Source organism: Sphingobium sp. D43FB (assembly GCF_002312805.1).
Classification (GTDB): domain Bacteria; phylum Pseudomonadota; class Alphaproteobacteria; order Sphingomonadales; family Sphingomonadaceae; genus Sphingobium.
The window spans coordinates 92,105-109,982 of sequence record NZ_NMUA01000008.1; the positions used below are offsets into that span (position 1 = coordinate 92,105).

The following is a 17,878-nucleotide window of genomic DNA, read 5'->3' on the forward strand; positions in this document are numbered from 1 at the left end:
GGCAGGGAAGCCCGGTTTGGCGACGTCTGTTGCGGCGGAAACAAAATTTTTCGAGTTTTTGAGGTGATGCGGGTGACAGCGATGAACAGCAGCAAGAGGCAGCGCCCGGTCGTGGTCGCCCTGTTGGCGACGACGATGATCGCAGGTCTGTCTGCGCTCCCGGCCATGGCACAGGATGCTGCCGCGCCCGCGCCCGCGCCCGTGGTTGCGCCCGCGTCGCTGCCCGCAGCACAGGGCACGATCAGCAGCATCACCGTCACCGGCACGCAGCGGCTCGAATCCGGCACCGTCCTGTCCTACACCAAGCTGCGCATCGGCCAGCCCTACAGCCAGGAAAGCCTCGATCAGGGCTTGCGCGACCTGTATGAGACGGAATTGTTCGCCGACGTCCAGATCCGCAACGACAATGGCGCCCTGACCGTCGAGGTGAAGGAAAATCCGGTCATCAACCGCATCGTGCTGGAAGGCAATAAGCGGCTGAAGGACGACAAGATCCGGCCGGAAATCAAGCTTGCCCCGCGCCAAATCTATACCCGCTCCAAGGTACGCGCCGACGTCGCCCGCATTGTCGAACTCTATCGCCGCCAGGGCCGCTTCGCCGCGACGATCGAGCCGAAACTGGTGCAGTTGGACCAGAACCGCGTCGATATCGTCTATGAGATCAGCGAAGGCCCCAAGTCCAAGGTCCGCCAGATCAACATCATCGGCAATGAGAAGTTCAAGGACGGCGCGCTGCGCAGCCAGATGGTGACCAAGCAGTCACGCTGGTTCCGCCTCTTCTCGTCGGGCACCAGCTATGATCCCGATCGCTTGGCCTATGACCAGCAGAAGCTGCGCCAATATTATCTGACCGAAGGCTATGCCGACTTCCGCGTGATTTCGGCGGTCGCCGAACTGACGCCGGACAAGCAGGACTTCATCATCACCTATGTGGTGGAAGAGGGCGAGCGCTACAAATTCGGCGATGTGAAGGTCGAATCGGACATTCGCGACCTGTCGGGCGATGGCCTGACCAAGCGTCTGCCGATGAAGAAGGGCGATTGGTATAATGCCAAGCAGGTCGAGGATACGGTCGACACGCTGAGCGAGACTGCCGGCCTGTTCGGCTATGCCTTTGCCGAAGTGTCGCCGGACTTCAACCGCGACAAGGACACGCTGACGATGGGGATTAATTTCCGCATCGCCAACGCCCCGCGCGTCTATGTCGAGCGCGTCGACATCAACGGCAATACGCTGACGCAGGACAAAGTCGTCCGTCGCGAATTCCGTCTGGCCGAAGGGGACGCGTTCAACAGCTTCCTGGTCAAGCGGTCGAAGGACCGGATCAATTCGCTCGGCTATTTCCAGGAAAAGCTCGATGTCGAGCAGAAGCCGGGTTCCGCGCCCGACCGCATCGTCCTGGAAACCAATGTGCAGGAAAAATCGACCGGCGAATTGTCGCTGTCGGCGGGCTTCTCGTCGCTTGAACGCTTCATCGTGTCGGCTTCGATCACGCAGCGCAACTTCCGCGGCAAGGGCCAGGAACTGCGCACCTCGGTCAACTATTCGGCCTATTCCAAGTCGATCGAACTGGGTTTCACCGAACCCTATTTCATGGACAAGAATATCGCGCTGGGCGGCGACATCTATCGCCGCGATCTCAACAGCTTCCGCTATCTGACCAGCAACACGCGCGACACGACCTATGAGAATACGTCGACGGGTATCCAGTTGCGCGCGGGTGTGCCGATCACTGAATATATGTCGCTGGCGCTACGTTATCAGCTAAACTTCGATGACACGACGCTGGACGAAGATACTTATTATTCGGACACGGACGGCGACGGCACGCGGGAGTGCGATCCTCTCATCGCGGGTCGTTATCTGTGCGATGCGATCGGCAAGCGCACCACCTCGTCGCTCGGCTATTCGCTGATCTACGATACGCGCGACAACCGCATCCGCCCGACGCGCGGCCATAATGTCGTGCTGAGCCAGGATTCTGCCGGGCTTGGCGGTAACGTCAAATATATCAAGACCCGGATCAACGGCTCCAAATTCTTCCCGCTGGGCAGCGGCTTCATCTTCTCGGTCTCGGCCGAAGGCGGCTATATCCACAGCTTGGAAGGCGAACGCCGCGATGCGACCGGCGAATTGGTCGAAAAGGTCCGCCTGGTCGATCGCTTCTTCCTGGGTGAACCGCAGTTCCGTGGCTTCGACATTCGCGGCGTTGGGCCACGTGTGAAGCGTTACTATCTGCAGGCTCAGACCAATGACGATGGGTCGACCAGCTATGTTCGCGACAATAGCAACAATAACGTGTCCGACGACGCGCTGGGCGGCAAGATCTACTATCTCGCTCGCGCGGAAGTCGAAATTCCGCTTGGCTCCGGCGCACGCGAAATGGGCCTTCGTCCGTCGATCTTCATGGACGTCGGTGCCGTCGCTGGGTTGAAGAATCCGACCCTGGTGAATGGCGATGGCACATTTGCTGGCTATTGCACCGTAGCGCCCGCAACGGGCAATACCGGTTCGACGACACAGGTCAGGGCACCTTCCATCGGCAACTGCGACGCGGCGCCGACCGGGTTCGTGGCCAGTTATGCAGGTGGTGCCTTCGAAGAAGTCTATCTCGGCGACACGCTCAAGCCGCGCCTGTCGGTGGGCTTTGGCGTCAACTGGAATTCGCCCTTCGGCCCGTTCCGCATCGACATTGCCAGGGCGCTGCTCAAAGAACCTGGCGACGATAACAAGCTCATTACCTTCAACGTAGGGACTCAATTCTGATGAAGACCATGTTCAAAGCCGCGGCGCTCGCTCTTGCGCCCATGACCGCCATCGCCCTGACCGCCATGCCGGCCGTCGCCCAGACCAAGTCGGGCCTGGCCGTCGTCGATCTGGAAGAAGCTGTTGCCAAGAGCACGGCCTACACGACCGCGATCAGCCAGATGCAGACCACCTACAAGCCGCAGATCGACGCGCTCAACACGCGCCGCACTGCGATCGAAGCGGACCTCAAGACCAAGGGCGATGCGCTCCAGGCCGCATTGACAGCAGCGGGCAACAAGCCGACCCCGGCGATCGAAACCCAGTATCAGCAATATCAGCAGACGCAGCAGACCGCGCAGGCCGAACTGCAGCGCATGGGCCAGCCGATCGCCATCGCACGCGCCTATGTCGAGGAACAGCTCGTCGCCAAGCTGAACGATGCGCTCAAGGCCGCTACTGCCAAGACCAAGTCCGAAATCGTGGTCAAGAAGGCCGCGACCGAGAGCTTCGGCGCGGGCGCGGACATCACCCCCGCCGTCATCACCGAACTCAACGCGCTGGTCCCTAGCGTGTCGATCACCCCGCCTGCCGGTTGGCAGCCCGGTGGTCGCCAGGCAGCGCCAGCCGCTGCCCCGGCGCAGGCTCCCAAGTCGCGCTGATAAGAATGACGGGAGAGGTTGAAACGACCGCGCTTGGCCCGATGGATGTCCGTCGGGTCATGGCTGCGCTGCCGCATCGCTATCCGATGCTGCTGATTGACCGCGTGGTGTCGCTGGTGCCCAACCAGTCGATCCACGCGATCAAGGCAGTTTCGGTGAACGAACCCTTTTTCCAGGGGCATTTCCCGACCCGGCCGATCATGCCCGGCGTCCTGATCGTCGAAGCGATGGCGCAGGCGGCTGGCGTGTTGGCGGTGGAATCGATGCAACTCGCCGACACCGGCAAGCTCGTCTATTTCATGAGCATCGACGGCGCGAAGTTTCGTTCGCCGGTGGAGCCGGGCTGCCTGCTCGACCTGCATGTCGAAGTGACCCAGAATCGCGGCGCGATCTGCAAGTTCAGCGGCAAGGCGATGATCGGCGACAAGCTGGCCGCCGAAGCGCAGTTCGTCGCGATGATCGCCGATCCGCCCAAGGATTGAGCCAACCCTCCGTCATCCCAGCGAAAGCTGGCATGACGACTGGGGGTTATCCCTTGCCAAGGCGCGCCGAACCCGCTAACGGCGCGCCTTCGCTATTTACAGCATCCACAGCCGGTCGGAACCGGCACATACGGAGCGTTACGCCATGAAGGCCAATACCCACCCCGACTACCACATGATCACCGTGCAGATGACCGACGGCACGACCTTCCAGACTCGCTCGACCTGGGGCAAGGAAGGCGACACGCTGGCGCTCGACATCGACCCCAAGTCGCACCCGGCCTGGACCGGCGGCAACCGTCAGATGGACACGGGTGGCCAGGTGGCACGCTTCAACAAGCGTTTCGGTGGTCTGACGCTGAAGAAGTAATCGGCCTTCGATGGTTGAACGAAAAGGGCGCCCACTGGGCGCCCTTTTTGGTTTTGGAAGAGAGGTTCCGTTCGTTTCGAGCGAAGTCGAGAAACCCCCGCACAGCGCTTGCCGCTTCTCGACTTCGCTCGCATCGAACGGGGATGACTTGCGATAATAAATGTAGTCGCGGGCGCGAGGGCGTTACCCCGCCCGATCGGCATCCAGAAACGCCGCCACATCGTCCAGCGCGACATCCTTCGACAGGAATGTCTGGCCGATGCCGCGCGCCAGCAGGAAGGGCAGGGTGCCCGCCGCCATCTTCTTGTCATGCAACATATGGCCCACCAATGCTGCGCCGTCGGCGGTGACATGCGCGGTGGCGAGATCGTAGGGTAGGCCGACCGACCGCAGATGCCCGGTCACCCGGTCGGCATCCGCCTGTGGGCACAGGCCAAGCCGGGCCGAGTAGCGGAACGCCAGCGCCATGCCCGCCGCAACGCCTTCGCCATGGAGCAATGTGTCGGAAAAGCCGGTATCCGCCTCCAACGCATGGCCAAATGTGTGGCCAAGGTTGAGCAGCGCGCGGCGACCCGATGTTTCGCGCTCGTCATCGGCGACGATCGCCGCCTTGGCGCGGACGCTCCGTTCGATCGCATAGGTCCGGGCATCGGGATTACCTGCCAGCAGATCGTCGGCATGCGCCTCGCACCAAGCGAAGAAGGCGGGATCGTCGATCAGGCCGTATTTGACGACTTCGGCATAGCCCGCGCGGGTTTCGCGTGACGGCAGGCTGTCGAGCGTCGACGGGTCGATCAGCACCAAAGCGGGCTGGTAGAAGCTGCCGACCAGATTCTTGCCCGCCTGCGTATTGATCGCGGTCTTGCCGCCCACCGATGAATCCACCTGCGCCAGCAAAGTGGTCGGCACCTGGATGAAATGGCAGCCGCGCTTAAGGATCGACGCGGCAAAGCCGACCAGATCGCCGATCACGCCGCCGCCCAGCGCCACGACATGGTCGCCGCGCTCGATCTCCAGCGCCAGCAGCGCGTCGAGCAATTGCTCCAGATGCCGCCAGCTTTTAGTCTGTTCGCCCGGCGGCAGGATGATCGGCTCGGCCATGATGCCCGCTGCGCGCAGGCTGGCGTCCAGCCGGGGCAGTTGCGCGGCCGCGACATGCGCGTCGGTGACGACCACCAGCCGCCCGTTGCGGGCATAGGGGCTGAGGAGATCGCCCGCACGATCGAGCGCGCCCTGTTCGATCGGGATGTCGTAACTGCGCGCACCCAGCGCGACCTGCACTATTGCCATGCCGTCAATTGCTCCATGATGCGTTCGACCGTCACTTCATGCGGTGCGGCGACGCTTTTGACGTGGATGGGGGCGAGCGCATAGACCGGATTGCGCACCGCGGTCAGTTCGGTCAGCACCGTGCGCGGATCGCGATCCTTGAGCAACGGCCGCCCCTCCCGCCGCGAAACCCGGTCCACCAACACATCGATATCCGCATCCAGCCAGATCGCCGTCGCCTGCTCCAGGATCAGCGCACGGGTGTCCTCCTGCATGAAGGCGCCCCCGCCGGTCGCGATCACCTTGGGCGCGCCATCCATCAGCCGGGCGATCACCCGCCGCTCGCCATCGCGAAAATAGGCTTCGTCATAGCGCGCGAAAATCTCGCTCACGCTCATGCCCGCCGCCTTTTCGATTTCCTCATCGGCATCGACGAACGCCAGCCCCAGCCGGGCCGCGAGCCGCCGCCCGACCGTCGATTTGCCCACGCCCATCATCCCCACCAGGACGATGGGACCGCGCCGGTCGACGGATGGGGGGAATTTGCTGTTTCGCTGCATGCCGAGCGGGGCTATACAGCCCCCCGTCACAGAGGCAAATCGCATCTTTTGCTCGTCGCCCGGCTCAGCCGCAGAAGGACACATGAAGAAAAATCGCAATTTCAGCAGTTTCGAAGGCAGCAGCCGCCGCCGTGGCACCAACTTGCCGATCCTGCCCATCGCCCTTGTCCTGCTGGTCATTCTTCTGCTCGCCTTCTTCTGGTCACGCGGCGGCGAACAGCCGCAGGTGCAGGTCGAAAAGGCCATCCCCGCTGAGAAGCTGGGCCAGTAAGGCATATGCGGGTCAAGGGGGGCACGTCTAAAGGGAGCAGAGCGAAATGGGCGCTGGGCAGCTTTGCCCTGGCCCTCGCTTTGCCTGTGGTCGCGCAACAGGCACCCGAATCGCTCTTGCCGCCGGGCTTTGGCGATGCGCCCGAAGCGCCGACGCCTGCACCGGCTCCCGCGCGCCCGGCACCGGGCGCGCCCGCAGCGCCCGCTTTGCCGACCCTCAACCCTGCAACGCCCCCCGATCTGTCGTTGCTGGCCGAAGCGGACAACGCGGCGGCCGAAGAAGAACTGACGCCCGAAGAACTGGCGGCGGAAAAGGCGAAATATGATCTGCCGGATAGCGCGCGCCGTTCGCTCGCCCGTATCGGCGCACTGACGCCGCAGACGCGCGGGCTGGAGCCGGATGCGTTCGGCAACCAGTCGGGCAAATATCTCGCCGCGCTGATGAAGGAGACGCATGCGCCGATCCTGTCGCGCTGGGCGTCGATCCTGCTGCGGCGCACGCTTTTGTCGGCGACGGATACGCCGGCCGACATTGATGGCGCGGACTGGGCGGCCGAGCGCGCCTGGCTGCTGCTGCGCATGGGGGAGGCGGACAGCGCCCGGACCATGGTGCAAAGCGTCGATCCCGATCGCTACACCCCGCGCCTCTACGCCGTTGCCATGCAGGCCTATCTTGGCAGCGCCGATCCGGCCGGGCTTTGCCCCCTGTCGGAAGGCGCGCTGCGGGTCAGCAAGGAACCCGGCTGGGACATGACGCGCGCCATATGCGCTGCCTTGTCGGGGGATCAGGGCACCGCCAGCGGCGCGCTCAACCAGGCGCAGCGACGCGGCGTGGTGCGCGGTATCGATTATCGGCTGGCGGAAAAGGTCGTCGGCACCGGCTTCAATGCCCGCCGATCGGTGAAGATCGAATGGGACACGGTCAGTCAATTGACTGCCTGGCGCTTTGGCCTCGCGACGGCGCTCAATGTCGAGATACCCGATGCGCTGTTCGGCACGGTGGGTCCGCATGTCCGCGCCTGGGAAGCGCGCGCGCCTGCCCTGAGCGCGGTGCGGCGGCGACCCGGCGTCGAAGTCGCGGCGCGCCTTGGCGTATTTTCCAGCGCGGCGCTGGTCGGCTTTTATGGCCAGATGAGCACCGAAGGCGACACGCCTGCCGACATGGCGGACCGGATCGACGCGCTGCGCACTGCCCATGCCGGGGCGACGGTGGGCAATCGTATCGGCGCGATGCAGCGCTTGTGGCGTGACAATGGCAATCCAGACTATGTCGGCCTGATCACGACCGCACGGGCGGCCGCCGCGCTGCCGGTGGCGCAGGCCGATGCGCGCGATGCGGCCAATCTGGTCGCCTCGATGCTGACGGCAGGCTATGATCGCAATGCTGCGCGCTGGGCGCGGGCGCTGGGCCAAATCGACGGCGATGGGGCAGCCCAATTTTGGGGCCTGCTCGCGGTTGGCGCACCCAGCCCGGTGGTTGACATCAGCGACAGCCGCATTTCGACCTATATCGGTGAGGCAGGACAAGAAAAGGGTCAGATGCTGATCGCGGCGTTGGCAGGCCTTGCGCGACTGTCGGCCGACGACGCCGCATCGCTGGCACAGGATAATGGCGTGACGCTGGCTGCCAACAGCCGCTGGGCGCGCGCGATCGGCGCAGCGGCGCAGCGTGGCGAGAAGGCGACCGTCGTCCTGCTCGCGGCCGTCGGTATGCAGGGGCGCGACTGGCGCCGCCTGCCACCAGCGCATCTCTATCATGTCGTCGCCGCGCTTCATCGTGTCGGGCTGGACCCCGAAGCGCGGATGATCGCGGCGGAGGCGATCAGCCGGACCTGACGATGGCGGATGATGACGCCCTGATCGACCGCTTTCTGGAAATGATGGCGGCGGAACGTGGTGCGTCGCGCAACACGCTGCTGGCCTATCGCGCGGACCTGAACGGGGCGGCAACCATCGTCGGCGGGCTGGTGGCGGCCAGCAAGGAGCGGCTGGGCGATCTCGCCGGGGCATGGGCGGCACTCGCCGCCTCGTCGGTCGCCCGCAAATCCTCGGCCCTGCGCGCCTTCTACGCCTTTCTCGAAGAGGAAGGGCTGCGCCTCGATAATCCCGCCGCCGCGCTTCCGCGCCCCGTGACGCGGCGATCCCTGCCCAAGATCTTGTCCACCGCCGAAGTTGATTCGCTCTTCGCCTTGATCGAAGAACGGTTGGCGGTGGCCCATCCTGCGCCGCACGACCGGCGGCTGTCGGCCCTGATCGAACTTCTCTACGGGTCGGGCCTGCGCGCGACCGAACTGGTGTCGCTGCCGCGCCGCGCGCTGGCATCGGATCGGCCCTTCCTGATCCTCAAGGGCAAGGGCGGACGGGAGCGGCTGGTGCCGATCTCCGATCGTGCCCGCGCCGCCGTCGCAACCTGGCTGACCCATGTGCCGCTCGACAGCCCCTGGCTCTTCCCGTCGGGGAAATCCTATCTCAGCCGCATCCGCCTCTATCAGCTGGTCAAGACGCTGGCCGCCGCGGCGGGCATCGCGCCGGAACGGGTCAGCCCCCATGTGCTGCGCCACGCCTTCGCCACCCATTTGCTGGAGGGCGGCGCGGATTTGCGCGCTCTCCAATCGATGCTGGGCCATGCCGATATCGGCACCACGCAAATCTACACCCATGTCGACAGCCGTCGCCTGATCGAATTGGTCAACAGCCGACATCCCTTGGCGACGATGGTGCAACGCTGCGTTGACGACGGCGCGTCGCCGCCCTAACGCCAGCGCCATGGTTAGCTTTCTGGAATTTGAAAAGCCCATCGCCGAACTGGAGGCGCGCATCGTCGAATTGCGCGCCACGGCGAGCGCTGGCGACATTAACATTGACGGCGAAATCGCGACGCTGGAGCAGCGCGCGGCCAAGATGCTGGGCGACACCTATGCCAAGCTGACGCCGTGGCAGAAGACGCAGGTCGCCCGCCACGCCGAACGGCCGCATTTCAAGGATTATGTCGCCGGTCTGTTCGACAATTTCATGCCGCTGGCGGGGGACCGCGCTTTCTCTGACGATCAGGCGATCGTCGGCGGCTTTGCAACGCTTGGCGATCGGCGTCTGATGGTCATCGGCCATGAAAAGGGCGACGATACCGCCAGCCGGGTGCGGCATAATTTCGGCATGGCCAAGCCCGAAGGCTATCGCAAGGCGATCCGCCTGATGGAACTTGCCGACCGTTTTGGCCTGCCCGTCGTCACGCTGGTCGATACGTCGGGCGCCTTTCCGGGCGTGCAGGCCGAAGAGCGCGGCCAGGCTGAAGCGATCGCACGCTCGACCGAAGCCTGCCTCAAACTAGGCGTGCCGATGGTCGCCGCGGTGGTCGGCGAAGGCGGATCGGGCGGCGCGATTGCGCTGGCGGCGGCCAATCGCGTGCTGATGTTCGAACATGCGGTCTATTCGGTGATTTCGCCCGAAGGCTGCGCCTCGATCCTGTGGCGCACGGCGGCCAAGGCCAGCGAAGCGGCGACGGCGATGCAGGTCACGGCCCAGCATCTCAAGGCGCTGGGCGTCATCGACCGGATCGTGCCGGAACCGATGGGCGGCGCGCACCGCGACCCTGTGCAGGCCATAGCCCACCTCGGCACCGCGATCGAAGCGGAGCTGGAGGCCTTGTCGATCCTGGACGCCGACGCGCTGCGCACTGATCGGGCCGATAAATTTCTGGCCATAGGCGCCTGAACTACCGTCTTTTTTGGAACAGCTGACCCCTTTTTCTCGTTACGTGTCGGTAATGGGAATGGGATGGGATAAAGTGATGAACCGGAAGATGATGTTTGGCTGTTGGGCGGCCGCCCTGGTCGTGGCCGCCAGCGCCCCTGCCGTGATCGGGCAGCAGCGGGCGATCCGCACGGTGAGTTCGATCAGCGCGCAGGACAAGAGCAGCGGGGCCAAGCAGCACCCGGAATTGCTCAAGGAATTTGGCGGGGGCTATAGCGGTCCCCAGGCGAGATATGTCGAAAGCGTCGGACGGCGCATCGCGGTCCAGTCCGGCCTGTCCAACGCCCAAAGCGACTTCACCGTCACCCTGCTCAACTCGCCGGTCAACAACGCCTTCGCCATTCCAGGCGGCTACGTCTATGTCACGCGCCAGCTGATGGCGCTGATGAATGACGAGGCGGAACTGGCCGGCGTGTTGGGGCATGAGGTCGGCCATGTCGCCGCCCAACATGGCCAGCGGCGGCAAAAGACCGCGCAGCGCAACGCGATCGGCGGCGCGCTGCTTGGCGCCTTGGCGGGTGCGTTTCTGGGCGATTCGGGTTTCGGCAACCTCATTCAGAAGGGCATCGGCACCGGCAGCCAGTTGCTGACGCTCAAATTCTCGCGCAGCCAGGAATATGAGGCGGACGATCTGGGCATCCGCTACCTGGCATCGGGCGGCTATGATCCCCGCGCTTTGTCCGACATGCTGGCCTCATTGGCGGCACAGAGCAATCTGGACGCGCGTCTGGCGGGCAGTGCCCGATCGACCCCGGAATGGGCCAGCACCCATCCCGATCCCGCCTCGCGCGTCAACCGCGCCGCACGCGGCGCGGGCGGTAGTGGCTCAAAGGCCACGGTGCGCAATCGCGATGTCTTTCTCGCCGCGCTCGATGGCATCCTGTACGGCGATGATCCCAAGCAGGGCATTATCGAAGGCAGTCGTTTCCGCCACCCCGACCTGCGCCTCAGCTTTGCCGCCCCCTCCGGCTTCGGCATGGAAAATGGGTCTGATGCGGTGTCGATCATGGGCTCCGGCGGGCAGGCCCAATTCAGCGCTGCCCCTTATTCGGGCAATCTGGCCAGCTACATAGACGGTGTCTTTGCGCAGATGGGCGGCGGGCAGGGGAATGTCCCCACCGGAACAGTCAGTCGCACCACCGTCAACGGCCTGCCCGCGGCATGGCGGACCGTGCGCGCCACCAGCCAGTCTAAGCAGGTTGATGCCACGGTATTCGCCTATGATTTCGGGGGCGGGAAAGCCTATCATTTCCTGCTGCTGACGCCCGCGGGCCAGGGGATCGCGCCATTCAGCGCGATGGTCCAGTCGATGCAGCGGTTATCCGCGCAGGATGCAGCGACCATCAAGCCGCGTCGCATCGATGTCGTGACTGTAAAATCCGGCGACACCGTCCAGTCGCTCAGCCAGCGAATGGCCTATCCCGACTATAAGCTGGAACGGTTTTTGACGATCAACGCGCTGAACGCGAACGCATCCTTGCGCGCCGGGCAAAAGGTGAAGATCGTTATCTGATTCAATGTCAATCCAACGAAAAGGGGGCGGCGAACTCGCGTTCGCCGCCCCCTTTTTACGCATCGAACGATTAGAGTTCGTTGGAAACGTTGGTGAAGGTGTTGGTCAGGTTGCTGCCGAGCGTGGTCATGGCAGTGATCGCGGCGACGGCGATGAGAGCGGCGATCAGGCCATACTCGATCGCGGTGGCACCCTTTTCGTTCTTCAGCATCTTACGAATGAACTGCATCTTAAGTCTCCTGGTTTGAAACAATGTCTAACTACCCGGCCGCCCCGCCTTGGAAGTTCGTGGTCAGCGAGATTTTCTCTAGTGAATATGGGTTGATGAATGTTTAATGTTGGAAAAAACTGTCAACCTGTGATGGTTAAATAGATGTTACTTCTGTGGATACGTTGTTCCACATGCCGGTTGTCTTGTCGGCTACGCTGGTCAAGGCTGTAATCATGGCCAGCACGATCAGGGCGATGATGAGGCCATATTCCACGGCTGTGGCACCGCGCTCGCAACGAAGCACGCTCAGGTGACCCATGATCTTATTCAGCCCAAGCATACGGCCCCCACTTCGCTACAGACAGTCCCGCTTAGGCCTGTAAAGCATGCGTAGTTAACAAAGCCCTTGTCTGGATGAAGATGACGAAAATTTTGCCGTTGCTCGTGGTCGCGGTCGCTCTGATCGACGCGGATGGCCGCGTTCTGCTACAACAACGCCCGCCGGGAAAGGCGATGGCCGATCTGTGGGAATTTCCGGGGGGGAAGGTCGAGCCGGGCGAAACACCCGAAGCCGCGTTGATCCGCGAGCTGGAAGAAGAACTGGGCATCCGCACCCACGCGAGCTGCCTGGCCCCTGCAACCTTCGCCAGCGAGCCGCTTGATGACCGGCATCTGCTGCTATTGCTTTATGTCTGTCGCAAGTGGGAGGGGGTGCCGCATCCCCATCACGCGACGGCGCTCAAATGGGTGCGTCCCGCGCAGATGTATGCGCTGCCCATGCCGCCTGCCGATCTGCCGCTGATCGGGATATTGGAAGCTCTGCTGTAAAGCGACGGGCACCGGTGTCCCGGTGCCCGTGAAGATCAGTCTTCCTTCGCCTTGCTCTGCAACTGGATATAATTCTGAATGCCCATGCGTTCGATCATCTCGAACTGGGTTTCCAGCGTATCGACATGCTCTTCCTCGCTTTCGAGGATATATTGGAACAGGTCGCGGCTGACATAGTCGCGGATCGTCTCGCAATAGGCGATGGCGTCGCGCAGGACCGGCAGCGCCTCATATTCCAGCTCCAGATCCGACTTGAGGATTTCCTCCACCGTCTCGCCGATCTTGAGGCGGCCGAGCAGCTGGAAATTGGGCAAGCCGTCGAGGAAGAGGATGCGCTCCGCCACCTTGTCGGCATGTTTCATCTCGTCGATCGATTCGGAATATTCGAACTTGGCGAGCTTTTCGATGCCCCAATGGTTGAGCATGCGATAGTGCAGGAAATATTGATTGATCGCGGTCAACTCGTTGCGGAGCACCTCGTTCAGATAATCGATGACTTTCGGGTCGCCTTTCATGGCGTTTACTCCGGCTGTTAGGGAAAGCCGGACGTATAACCCCTGTGCAGGATGCTGTTAAGTCAAAAAACCTAGGAAAATCAAGGTTTTTTGGGACGCTATTGCGTCAAGGTCGCGATTGTTTCGTGCGGATGATTTGCAATGCCATCAGGCCGAAGCGCGCTCCGCCGCGATGATGGTGCGGGCAAAGGGAACGCACTGGCCGCATTTGGGGCGACGCCCAAAACGCGCATAGGCGCTGCACGGCGTATCCGCGCCATCGCGCACGGCTTCCTTCAGATCCTTCTCACGAATGGCATTACAGATGCACACGACCATCGAAGCACTCTCCTGTTGGAGCAGAGATAGCGCGGATGATAATGGGTCGCAATAGTAAAATGATTTTGGCGTCAGAATGCCGGCAGGCAGGTTTGCACGCCGCCCCAATGCGGTTACCACTCGGCTGCAATTTGATCGGTCCCCAAATCGAACTTTCTAACGCATCCGAGCTATGGTAATTTATTGTGCTAATCGGAGGATGGTCATGTTCACATTCAAGGGCCAGAAGAACAGTAACGATACATTTTATGGTTCCAGCCGAGGCGATCTATTTCTATTCGCTGTAGAAGATTTGAATGAATATGACATACTGTCTGGAAGAGGTGGGGTAGACACCTTACGTTTCACAACCGCAGGATTAATTCCGAAAAATTCTCTATCTCTGGTTTGGGGAATAGAGGAATTCATTCTGGCAGATGGTACAAACGAAATAGCCATCGGTGAAGATCAATTCACGGAAATTTCCGGCAGTACGATATCTATTTTTGGAGGGTCGGGCAGTGATACTATCGACGGCTCCAATATAAAGACCAATTCTTATAAACTGGACATAAGCGGCGGCGATGGTCTCGATGCACTCAAAGGCAGTGCTGGCAATGATATTTTTCGCTTCACCCATCCACAGCTTAGCGGAGATATGGTGCGTGGCAATGGCGGTGTGGATAAAATCATATTGACCACAGCAGGAACATTCAGTGTGTTCGATTTGCACGATGTTCAGGGTGTAGAACAATATATTCTCGCCGATGGATCGAATATTTTGCAACTATCCAGTGCGAATGCTTTCAATGTACTAAATGCAACCATTTTCGTCACAGGAGGAAGTGGAGACGATATAATCGATGCCTCCCGCTTGGCGGCGTCCTATGGGGTCGAATTGATAGGCGGCGGGGGTTTAGACCAGTTATTGGGTGGTTCAGGCATTGATCGGTTCGTCGGCACAGTTGCGGATCTGAGCGGTGATACGATTGTTGGTGGTTCGGGGCATGACACTTTGGCGCCTACCTCTGACGGAGCATTTGGTGCCGATGCTCTGATGAATATGCGGGAAGTCGAAGTTGTAGCGCTCGGCGATCACGCCATCTCTCTTTCGATCGTTAACGCCAACTTCATTGGCGTTTCGGGCGGCAGAATCAAAATCACTGGGGGATTTTCTGATCAGACTGTGGACGCATCGTCTGTATCCAGCGCTTACTCCGTAGAAATTCTAGGCGGCGGAGGTGGAGATATTTTGTTGGGTAGTGCTGGCAATGATCTTTTTCGATCGTCCAGCGCCCAACTTAGCCTCGCCACTATTCACGGCAACGACGGGCGAGATACGTTGGATATGACCACTGCCGCGCGCGATGACGGGCGCTTCCTACTTTCTGGCGTGCGAGGTATCGAGATCGTCAGGCTTGCAGATTTTCGCAATCTGCTGATAATAAATGATAATAATATGATTGATGTTGCGACAGGACGAATGAAGATAATTGGGGGCAGCGGCGTTGATATCATTGACGCTTCTTCGTTGACGGCCCCATATTCAGTTGAACTGGTTAGCGGTGCCGGCGCTGATGTCTTGAGGGGAGGTGCTGGCGACGATCTGTTCAGATTTGCGGCATCGCATTTAATCGGTGACAGGGTTCGCGGTAATGGTGGCAACGACACCTTGGCGATTGAATCTCCAGTGGTGCAGCAGGTTAATGTGCTCGCTGATGTACAGGGTATCGAGAATATTCTGCTTGCTGATGGCTTTAACCGCATTTTCCTGCGTGATAGCAATTTCACCGATGTCCTTGATGGTCGGATTGCCGTCACCGGTGGGTCGGGCCGGGACATAATTGGCGGTGCGTTGCTGACCGGCACCAACGGCGTGGACTTTACTGGCGGCGATGGACAGGATGTTCTGCGTGGCGGTGGGGGGATTGATCGATTTATCTGGTCAGATCCAGGGGAAGGGGGTGATGTGATTGATTTCTTCCAGCCTGGTACAGATAAGCTGGTGTTCCAAGGCACCAATTTTGCGTTGGACGCGATAAGCTTCGACGTAAGGACCGAAGGTGATAGCGCGACGAATTTGATGACAACGGATCTGTTCGTCTATTCGGATATACTGGCAGACGCTGACGACGTCCAAGCGCTGCTTGCTACCAACGGCACGGGCGACAGTCCGCTATTCATTGCCGCTCGGGATGACCAGAACCACACTATTCTCTATTACACCGCCTTGGCCGATGGCAGTGTGACTGTGAACGAGATTGCCGACCTGGGGGCGAGTGTTGCGCCAATGGCGATCGGACTGGCTGATTTCGTCATTGGCTGACGACCCTCACCGCTGCCCGATCCGCGCCAGCCCGCGCCACACCCGCTCCATCGGTCCCTGGCCAAAGCGCGCCGCCCACCAGGGCGACCAGAGCAACATCACCGCCCAGGACGCGAGGACGAACAACGGCAGCAGCGCCGGGGGTACATGCGCGAACAGGCCCAGTCCCCAACCATAGAAGATGGCGGTCATGACCAGGCTGGTGCCGAGATAATTGCTGAGCGTCATCCGCCCGGTCGCGGCGAGCCGCGCGGCCAGGCTGTGGTCCCGATGACGCGCCAGGAGCCACAGGATCAGCGCCGCCCAACCCACGGTCAACGGAATGCGGAACGGCAGCGACCAGGTCAGTGCCACGCCATAGGCGGGCAGCGGCGCAAATCCGCTCCACCACACCCACAGCGCCAGCGCCGCCATGGGCGGCACGCCGATCAGGAAGCAATGGCGCGCGGTGCGACGATATTGTTCGCTGTCCCACTGGCCAGTCAGAAAGCCGCCCTTGAGCATCGCCATACCAAGCAGCATGAAGCCCAGCGTCTCAAACGCCGTAAACAGGAAACCCCACAGCCATTCGCCCGGAATCCCCGCAATCTTGTGCGCCAATATCGTGCCATAGTCGCTGCGATAGGTGGCGATCTCGCTCTGGATGGCGGGGCTGGCCGGGTCCGACAAAGTGCCCATGAAATCGACAAAACCAGCGCGGGTGGCGGCGCTGGCGTCCGGTAGGCCAGCGGCATGGCTCCACAGGTAGAGACTGCCAATGAACGCCGCGACCAGCAGGAATTGCAGCAGGAAGAACAGGAAGGCACGCTTGATCAGCGCAAGCGGTTCGAGATGCACGAACAGCAGCGCGAACAGGCTGACCAGCGCATAGACCCGCAAAATGTCGCCCCACCACAGCAGCAGGAAATGCGCGGCGCCGATGACGAACAGCCAACCCGCGCGGACCATCTGCGCGCGGCGACCGTCGCGACCCGCCATTTCCTCCCGGTCGATCAGCAACAGCATCGACGCGCCGAACAGCAGCGCGAACAGGCCGCGCATCTTGCCATCGACCAATATCAGGCTGACAGCCCAGAAACCAATATCGCCACCCGAAAGCGGTCCGACCGCGGCCGGGTTGAAATAAGCGGTCTGGGGCAGGGCGAAGGCGTTGATATTCATCCACACTATGCCCATCACCGCGCAACCGCGCAGCACGTCCATGGCGGGGATGCGGGGGGCAGGGGTCATGGGCGGCGATTTCCTCTTGGGGTGACTGGTCAAGCGGGGCTGGCTCTGCCATTCGCCTAGCCATGATTGATGCCCGCAAGCAACGTATAAGCGATGCGTTCGGCGCGGCGGCGGACTGCTATGAGGATCATGCCGAACCGCAACGGCTGGCGGCTAGGCTCGTCGCGGACCTGGCGCAGCGGCAAAAACCCCATGGGGTAGAGCGGATATTGGAAATCGGCTGCGGCACCGGCTTTCTGACTCGCGATGTGCAGGCGCGCTGGCCCGGCGCAGAACTGGTGGTGACCGACTTGTCGCCCGGCATGTTGGCCAAGGCAGCGTCCGGCGGGCTAGTTGCGGGCCGGTTCCTGACGATGGACGGCGAAGCGCCGATCTTCGAGGGGCCGTGGTTCGACCTTATCCTGTCCAGCCTGACCTTCCAATGGTTCGATGATCTGGCGGGCGCGATCGCGCGGCTGGCGGGCCTGTTGCGACCGGGCGGCAGCCTGATCTTCTCGACCATGGGGCAAGGCAGTTTCGCGCAATGGCGCGCGGCTCACGCGGCCTGCGGTGTCGCCAGCGGAGTGCCGGATTATCCGACCTTGGCGGCGCTCCGGGCAATGCTGGCGGGGTATGACGACGCCTTCGCGTTCGATGAAACGGTCCCGCTTGATGGTGTTGGCGCACGGGCGCTGCTGGCGCATCTCAAGGGCATCGGCGCGGTCGTGCCGGGCGAGGGGCGGCAACCGCTGGACGTCGGCACATTGCGGCGCGTGATGGCGGCTTATGACGCTGGCGGCGGGTGCGACAGCTATGCGTTGCTGCTGGGCCGGGTAACATCGCTGAAGCCTTAACTTCGCATATTTCCCGC

19 protein-coding genes are annotated in these 17,878 nt (G+C 61.7%); 12 read left to right on the plus strand and 7 right to left on the minus strand.

From position 1 onward, the window contains the following. The first annotated feature begins 81 nt into the window (after nt 1-81). The 4 genes from bamA to rpmE all read left to right on the plus strand — a co-directional run bounded on the left by bamA (nt 82) and on the right by rpmE (nt 4,259). Nucleotides 82-2,766 (plus strand): outer membrane protein assembly factor BamA, encoded by a 2,685-nt coding sequence (bamA, locus tag SxD43FB_RS09090; protein ID WP_096061901.1) that lies wholly within the window; start codon nt 82-84, stop codon nt 2,764-2,766. Beyond that, nucleotides 2,766-3,407, plus strand: coding sequence for an OmpH family outer membrane protein (locus SxD43FB_RS09095; protein ID WP_069066295.1), 642 nt, complete (start codon nt 2,766-2,768; stop codon nt 3,405-3,407). Before bamA ends, SxD43FB_RS09095 begins: the two co-directional genes overlap by 1 nt. 5 nt (nt 3,408-3,412) lie before the next feature. Beyond that, nucleotides 3,413-3,889: a 3-hydroxyacyl-ACP dehydratase FabZ gene (gene fabZ / locus SxD43FB_RS09100; protein WP_037476682.1), complete on the plus strand. Its 477-nt coding sequence runs from the start codon at nt 3,413-3,415 to the stop codon at nt 3,887-3,889. A 145-nt stretch (nt 3,890-4,034) separates the two neighbouring features. Continuing rightward, nucleotides 4,035-4,259 (plus strand): 50S ribosomal protein L31, encoded by a 225-nt coding sequence (gene rpmE, locus SxD43FB_RS09105; protein ID WP_037476683.1) that lies wholly within the window; start codon nt 4,035-4,037, stop codon nt 4,257-4,259. Between the two features lie 183 nt (nt 4,260-4,442). On the opposite strand, the gene aroB is transcribed toward rpmE, so the two are convergent. Together aroB and SxD43FB_RS09115 are read right to left on the minus strand one after the other, a co-directional pair. Further along, nucleotides 4,443-5,549, minus strand: a complete 1,107-nt coding sequence (gene aroB, locus SxD43FB_RS09110) for a 3-dehydroquinate synthase (RefSeq protein WP_096061902.1) — start codon at nt 5,547-5,549, stop codon at nt 4,443-4,445. Then, nucleotides 5,540-6,088, minus strand: a complete 549-nt coding sequence (locus SxD43FB_RS09115; protein ID WP_096061903.1) for a shikimate kinase — start codon at nt 6,086-6,088, stop codon at nt 5,540-5,542. Before SxD43FB_RS09115 ends, aroB begins: the two co-directional genes overlap by 10 nt. Before the next feature lie 82 nt (nt 6,089-6,170). On the opposite strand from SxD43FB_RS09115, the gene SxD43FB_RS09120 reads away from it, so the two are divergent. The 5 genes from SxD43FB_RS09120 to SxD43FB_RS09140 all read left to right on the plus strand — a co-directional run bounded on the left by SxD43FB_RS09120 (nt 6,171) and on the right by SxD43FB_RS09140 (nt 11,621). After that, a complete protein-coding gene (locus SxD43FB_RS09120) occupies nt 6,171-6,359 on the plus strand; it encodes a hypothetical protein (RefSeq protein WP_043152902.1) in 189 nt (62 codons plus the stop codon). 5 nt (nt 6,360-6,364) lie between these two features. Further along, nucleotides 6,365-8,194 (plus strand): hypothetical protein, encoded by a 1,830-nt coding sequence (locus SxD43FB_RS09125; protein ID WP_096061904.1) that lies wholly within the window; start codon nt 6,365-6,367, stop codon nt 8,192-8,194. 2 nt (nt 8,195-8,196) lie between these two features. Further along, the gene (locus tag SxD43FB_RS09130) at nt 8,197-9,114 is read left to right on the plus strand and encodes a tyrosine recombinase (RefSeq protein WP_096061905.1); all 918 of its coding nucleotides are present in this window, start codon (nt 8,197-8,199) and stop codon (nt 9,112-9,114) included. Nucleotides 9,115-9,124: 10 nt separating this feature from the next. After that, complete coding sequence (locus SxD43FB_RS09135) at nt 9,125-10,069, plus strand: acetyl-CoA carboxylase carboxyltransferase subunit alpha (protein ID WP_096061906.1); 945 nt, start codon at nt 9,125-9,127, stop codon at nt 10,067-10,069. Nucleotides 10,070-10,145: 76 nt separating this feature from the next. Further along, a complete protein-coding gene (locus SxD43FB_RS09140; protein WP_096061967.1) occupies nt 10,146-11,621 on the plus strand; it encodes a M48 family metalloprotease in 1,476 nt (491 codons plus the stop codon). A gap of 70 nt (nt 11,622-11,691) precedes the next feature. On the opposite strand, the gene SxD43FB_RS09145 is transcribed toward SxD43FB_RS09140, so the two are convergent. Then, nucleotides 11,692-11,850, minus strand: coding sequence for a Flp family type IVb pilin (locus SxD43FB_RS09145; protein WP_096061907.1), 159 nt, complete (start codon nt 11,848-11,850; stop codon nt 11,692-11,694). A gap of 136 nt (nt 11,851-11,986) precedes the next feature. Then, nucleotides 11,987-12,172, minus strand: coding sequence for a Flp family type IVb pilin (locus tag SxD43FB_RS09150; RefSeq protein WP_096061908.1), 186 nt, complete (start codon nt 12,170-12,172; stop codon nt 11,987-11,989). Between the two features lie 80 nt (nt 12,173-12,252). Here SxD43FB_RS09150 and SxD43FB_RS09155 point away from each other — a divergent pair, with 80 nt between their 5' ends. Beyond that, nucleotides 12,253-12,660, plus strand: a complete 408-nt coding sequence (locus SxD43FB_RS09155) for a (deoxy)nucleoside triphosphate pyrophosphohydrolase (protein WP_037478830.1) — start codon at nt 12,253-12,255, stop codon at nt 12,658-12,660. 35 nt (nt 12,661-12,695) lie between these two features. Here SxD43FB_RS09155 and bfr read toward each other — a convergent pair whose 3' ends face one another. Continuing rightward, nucleotides 12,696-13,175 carry a bacterioferritin gene (bfr, locus tag SxD43FB_RS09160; RefSeq protein ID WP_037476693.1) on the minus strand — a complete coding sequence of 160 codons (480 nt, stop codon included), beginning with the start codon at nt 13,173-13,175 and terminating at the stop codon, nt 12,696-12,698. Between the two features lie 147 nt (nt 13,176-13,322). Further along, nucleotides 13,323-13,493, minus strand: a complete 171-nt coding sequence (locus SxD43FB_RS09165; RefSeq protein ID WP_037476694.1) for a (2Fe-2S)-binding protein — start codon at nt 13,491-13,493, stop codon at nt 13,323-13,325. A gap of 205 nt (nt 13,494-13,698) precedes the next feature. Here SxD43FB_RS09165 and SxD43FB_RS24710 point away from each other — a divergent pair, with 205 nt between their 5' ends. Further along, nucleotides 13,699-15,798, plus strand: a complete 2,100-nt coding sequence (locus tag SxD43FB_RS24710; RefSeq protein WP_176482726.1) for a hypothetical protein — start codon at nt 13,699-13,701, stop codon at nt 15,796-15,798. A 6-nt stretch (nt 15,799-15,804) separates the two neighbouring features. On the opposite strand, the gene SxD43FB_RS09180 is transcribed toward SxD43FB_RS24710, so the two are convergent. Further along, nucleotides 15,805-17,028, minus strand: coding sequence for a DUF418 domain-containing protein (locus SxD43FB_RS09180; protein WP_096061911.1), 1,224 nt, complete (start codon nt 17,026-17,028; stop codon nt 15,805-15,807). Between the two features lie 62 nt (nt 17,029-17,090). On the opposite strand from SxD43FB_RS09180, the gene SxD43FB_RS09185 reads away from it, so the two are divergent. Next, on the plus strand, nt 17,091-17,861 hold the full coding sequence (locus SxD43FB_RS09185; protein WP_096061912.1) for a methyltransferase domain-containing protein: 771 nt from the start codon (nt 17,091-17,093) through the stop codon (nt 17,859-17,861). Nucleotides 17,862-17,878 lie beyond the last annotated feature (17 nt).